Origin of the sequence: Pseudoalteromonas sp. APC 3355, from assembly GCF_030407615.1 — a bacterium.
Taxonomy (GTDB): domain Bacteria; phylum Pseudomonadota; class Gammaproteobacteria; order Enterobacterales; family Alteromonadaceae; genus Pseudoalteromonas; species Pseudoalteromonas distincta.
Window position 1 is genome coordinate 1 of sequence record NZ_JASDDB010000027.1, and the last position, 3,893, is coordinate 3,893.

General features: G+C 38.4%; 2 protein-coding genes. Both read right to left on the reverse strand.

What is annotated here, in order from left to right; all coding sequences use genetic code 11:
* Window positions 1–504 precede the first annotated feature (504 nt).
* On the reverse strand, window positions 505–2,103 hold the full coding sequence (locus tag QMA08_RS20250) for a BCCT family transporter (RefSeq protein WP_149602921.1): 1,599 nt from the start codon (window positions 2,101–2,103) through the stop codon (window positions 505–507).
* 165 nt (window positions 2,104–2,268) lie between these two features.
* A complete protein-coding gene (locus tag QMA08_RS20255) occupies window positions 2,269–3,684 on the reverse strand; it encodes a sodium:alanine symporter family protein (RefSeq protein WP_039488519.1) in 1,416 nt (471 codons plus the stop codon).
* Window positions 3,685–3,893 lie beyond the last annotated feature (209 nt).

A 3,893-nucleotide genomic window follows, 5' to 3' on the forward strand; every position in this document is an offset into this window, starting at 1 on the left:
TGGAATTGGTAGACACAAGGGATTTAAAATCCCTCGACTAACAAGTCGTGCCGGTTCAAGTCCGGCCTCGGGCACCATCTTTACTAAAATCCTCAGATAAAATTCACTTAAATTCTAAATTGCTTCTAATTTTAAAACATTCAAAAATTATTCTTACTTAAATTCTCTAATCTTATTTTTAATACCTACTTACCTTTAAAATCTATTTCTTTTTAATATCTTAGAGTTTCACCATCCTCAAAATAGATCACTTAATTAAGCGAATTGGTATAAGAGCACCTGTTTATAACAAAGCAAAAAATCAGAACGCTGGTTATTTAATTTTCTTGGCAATTACTCCTGTACCTAAGTTTTAACGAGGGGTGGCATTAATGAATGTAATAGAAGTGCGGTGTCTAAAATAAATTTAAGGTGGGAGTATAGGGAATGCGTTAAGCACTTAGTTATATGAATTGCGAAGATTTTATAAGCGACCCTTGAGGATCGCTTATAAAGGATAAATTGTTATTGCAGTTTACTCTGAGCTTTGTAAATTGGATACTCGCTCAACAAGCCTTGGATAAGCGCAACACACATTAAAATAAGTACTATTGAAAACGGTAAAGCTGTAGTAACTACGCCCGACTGAAGCGCTTGCAATGCTTGCGAGCCACCAACCCAGAGTAATACTGCTGCAATCACGCCTTCGACTGTAGCCCAAAATATACGTTGTGGCACTGGTGCATCTATTTTACCGCCCGCAGTTATACCATCTATTACTAGCGATCCTGAATCAGACGACGTTATAAAAAACACCAAAACGAGTGCTATAGAAATAATAGAAATAAAACTAGAAAGAGGTAACTGCTCGTATACTTGAAATAAAGTCACTGAGATATCAGTTAAACCATTTTGTCCAAGTGGGCCAACTTTATCTATAACTTGTGTAATTGCCATATTTCCGAACACGCCCATCCAAACCAAACTAAGAAGCGTTGGTAGGCCAATGACGACGAGTAAAAACTCGCGTACAGTTCGTCCCTTTGAAACTCGAGCAATAAACATCCCAACAAACGGCGACCATGATATCCACCATGCCCAATAAAACACAGTCCAAGAGTGCATCCAATCTTCATCGGGTCTATTGAATGGATTGCTCAAAGGTACAAAGTGCTCTACGTACGCCCCAAGGGTAAACCAAACAGCAGTAATTGCATCTGAGAAAGTAAGGGCAATAACAGCTAATAATAAAATAAATGCACAAATTAAATTAACATTGCTCAGTACTTTAACACCGCCCTCAATACCTCTAATAACTGAAAATATTGCAATACACGTTACTAAACCTATAACAGATATTTGAAAAGCAGTCCCGTAATCAGTGCCTAACAGATAATTTATCCCGCTGGTAGCTTGTTGAGCGCCAAGGCCTAGCGATGTAGCTAAACCAAATAAAGTAGACAGTACAGCGAGTATATCTATGATATGACCAAGCCACCCCCATGCGCGATCACCAAATAATGGATAAAAAACAGAACGTATAGATAAAGGAAGGCCTTTATTAAATGCAAAAAAAGCCAAGCTTAATCCAACAACAGCGTAAATCGCCCATCCATGTAAACCCCAGTGGTACATGGTTGCACCCAAAGCTAAAGAGTGTGCTTGCGGTGAGTTTGGCTCAACGCCCATAGGCATATGATACCAACCAGTATAATATGCAGTTGGCTCAGCAACTCCCCAAAACAGTAAGCCAATCCCCATTCCTGCTGCAAAGAGCATTGAAAGCCATGACATGTAACCATGTTCAGGACGAGCTTTTACGCCACCCAACCGAATTTTACCTAAAGGAGAAAATGCTAAAATAACGCAAAAGATCACAAAGGCATTGGCTAGTAACATAAAGTAACTATCAAATTGATTAATTATTGCGTCTTTAGTCGAGGTTAGTGCATCACGGGTAACGGTAGGGTCAAAAACGAGGGTAAGTATTACAAATAAAACAACTAAGAAGGCGCTTATACCAAATACTGGGTTATGGATATCAAATCCCCACTTTTGTACATTATCTTGCCCAACTTGGTAATCAGTAGTGTCTATACTGTATTTTTTTGTCATGTCATCCATCGGCTCTCCTTTTTATAGATAACTTAATTCATATGTCCTACGTAATTAAATATAAAATAGTTTTAAAATTAATATAACTTTTTATTTATAAGTAATGAGATGATTAAGCGTAGTATTTGTTATTCTTAGAACTAAAAAAGCGAGCCGTAGCTCGCTGATTATTTTCTATTCCCAGGCCGCTGGGTCAACCTCTTTAGCAAGTTTAGGATGCTTACTTTTGTCAAAGGTGGGTATTAAGCCCTTTTTACGTTGTTCGTTATAGTCTTTTGAAAGCCATACAACAACACCTGAAAGCATAAATAGCGCTATAACGTTTACAATGGCCATTAAACCCATTGATATATCTGCCAGCGTCCAAATTAAACCAAGCTCACCAACAGCACCAAACATCACCATACCTAAAACAACAAGTCTAAAGATAAACATACCTTTATTAGAGTTGTGCTCTAAAAACATTAAATTTGTTTCAGCGTAAGAGTAATTAGCCACAATAGAAGTAAAAGCAAAAAACAATATAGCAATAGCAATAAAGTAAGTACCCCAGTCGCCGACATGTTCTTGTAATGCTGCTTGTGTAAGTTCAATCCCCATAACACCAGATTCAGGTACTAATTGCTGCGATAGTAAAATAAGAGAAGCAGTCGCTGTACAAATAACAATAGTATCAATAAATACGCCTAACATTTGCACATAACCTTGTGATGCTGGGTGAGGAGGGTAAGGCGTCGCAGTAGCCGCGGCATTAGCTGCACTACCCATACCAGCTTCGTTTGAGAATAAACCACGCTTTATACCTTGGATCATCGCTTGTGTGACACCGTATCCAATAGCACCAGCACCAGCTTGTTCAATACCAAAAGCACTTTTTATAATAAGCACTAGCACATCAGGTAGTGCAGTAAAGTTAATGGCGCATACATAAAGTGCAACCAGCAGGTAAGCTAATGCCATAAATGGCACAACCATTTCAGCAAAGCGAGAAATTGTTTTTAGGCCACCAAAAATAATGATGCCAGAGCCAATAACCAAGCAAATGCCTACTATATACTTAGGTACATCAAACGCTACTTCAAATGCTGCAGCAATAGAGTTTGACTGTACTGCGTTAAATACTAAACCAAAGGCTAAAATTAAACATAACGAGAATAAAGTTCCCATCCAACGTTTGCCTAAACCGTTTTGCATATAATAAGCAGGGCCACCTCTAAAATTACCATCTGCATCTTTTGTTTTATAAGCCTGAGCTAAAGTACTCTCGGCAAAACTTGTAGCCATACCTATTAATGCAATAAGCCACATCCAGAAAATAGCACCTGGGCCACCTAGGTATAAGGCAACAGCAACACCTGCCATATTACCAGTACCGACACGAGCTGCTAATGAAGTACAAAAAGCCTGAAAGGATGAAATTTCGTTATCGGCACATTTACGAGAACCAAACATAACTTTGAACATATGTGGGAATTGCACAAATTGAATAAAGCCTAGTCGAAAAGTAAAGAAGAGGCCCGCTGCTATTAATAAGTAGACGAGAACTTGCCCCCATAGAAGGGCACTTATACTATTTATTATGTCTGTCATGGATACTGCCTAAATACATGAGTTAAAAAAAGTGACCGCAACTTATCACATCAGGATAAAAGTGTTTAGTTTTATAGTTCAAAAACAGAGTTATCAACAGGGTTTTGTGGGTAACTTGTGCTTATCGTGTGCGCTTGCTTGGGGCTTAATTTTAATTACTATTTTATGCAAATAACGCTTGCGTAAAATCCGCCGCTCCCTATAATGCG

Excerpts from the sequence above, each read along its gene's own strand:
- QMA08_RS20250 (WP_149602921.1), bottom strand. The coding sequence starts at position 2,103 with ATGGATGACATGACAAAAAAATACAGTATAGACACTACTGATTACCAA.
- QMA08_RS20255 (WP_039488519.1), bottom strand. The coding sequence starts at position 3,684 with ATGACAGACATAATAAATAGTATAAGTGCCCTTCTATGGGGGCAAGTT.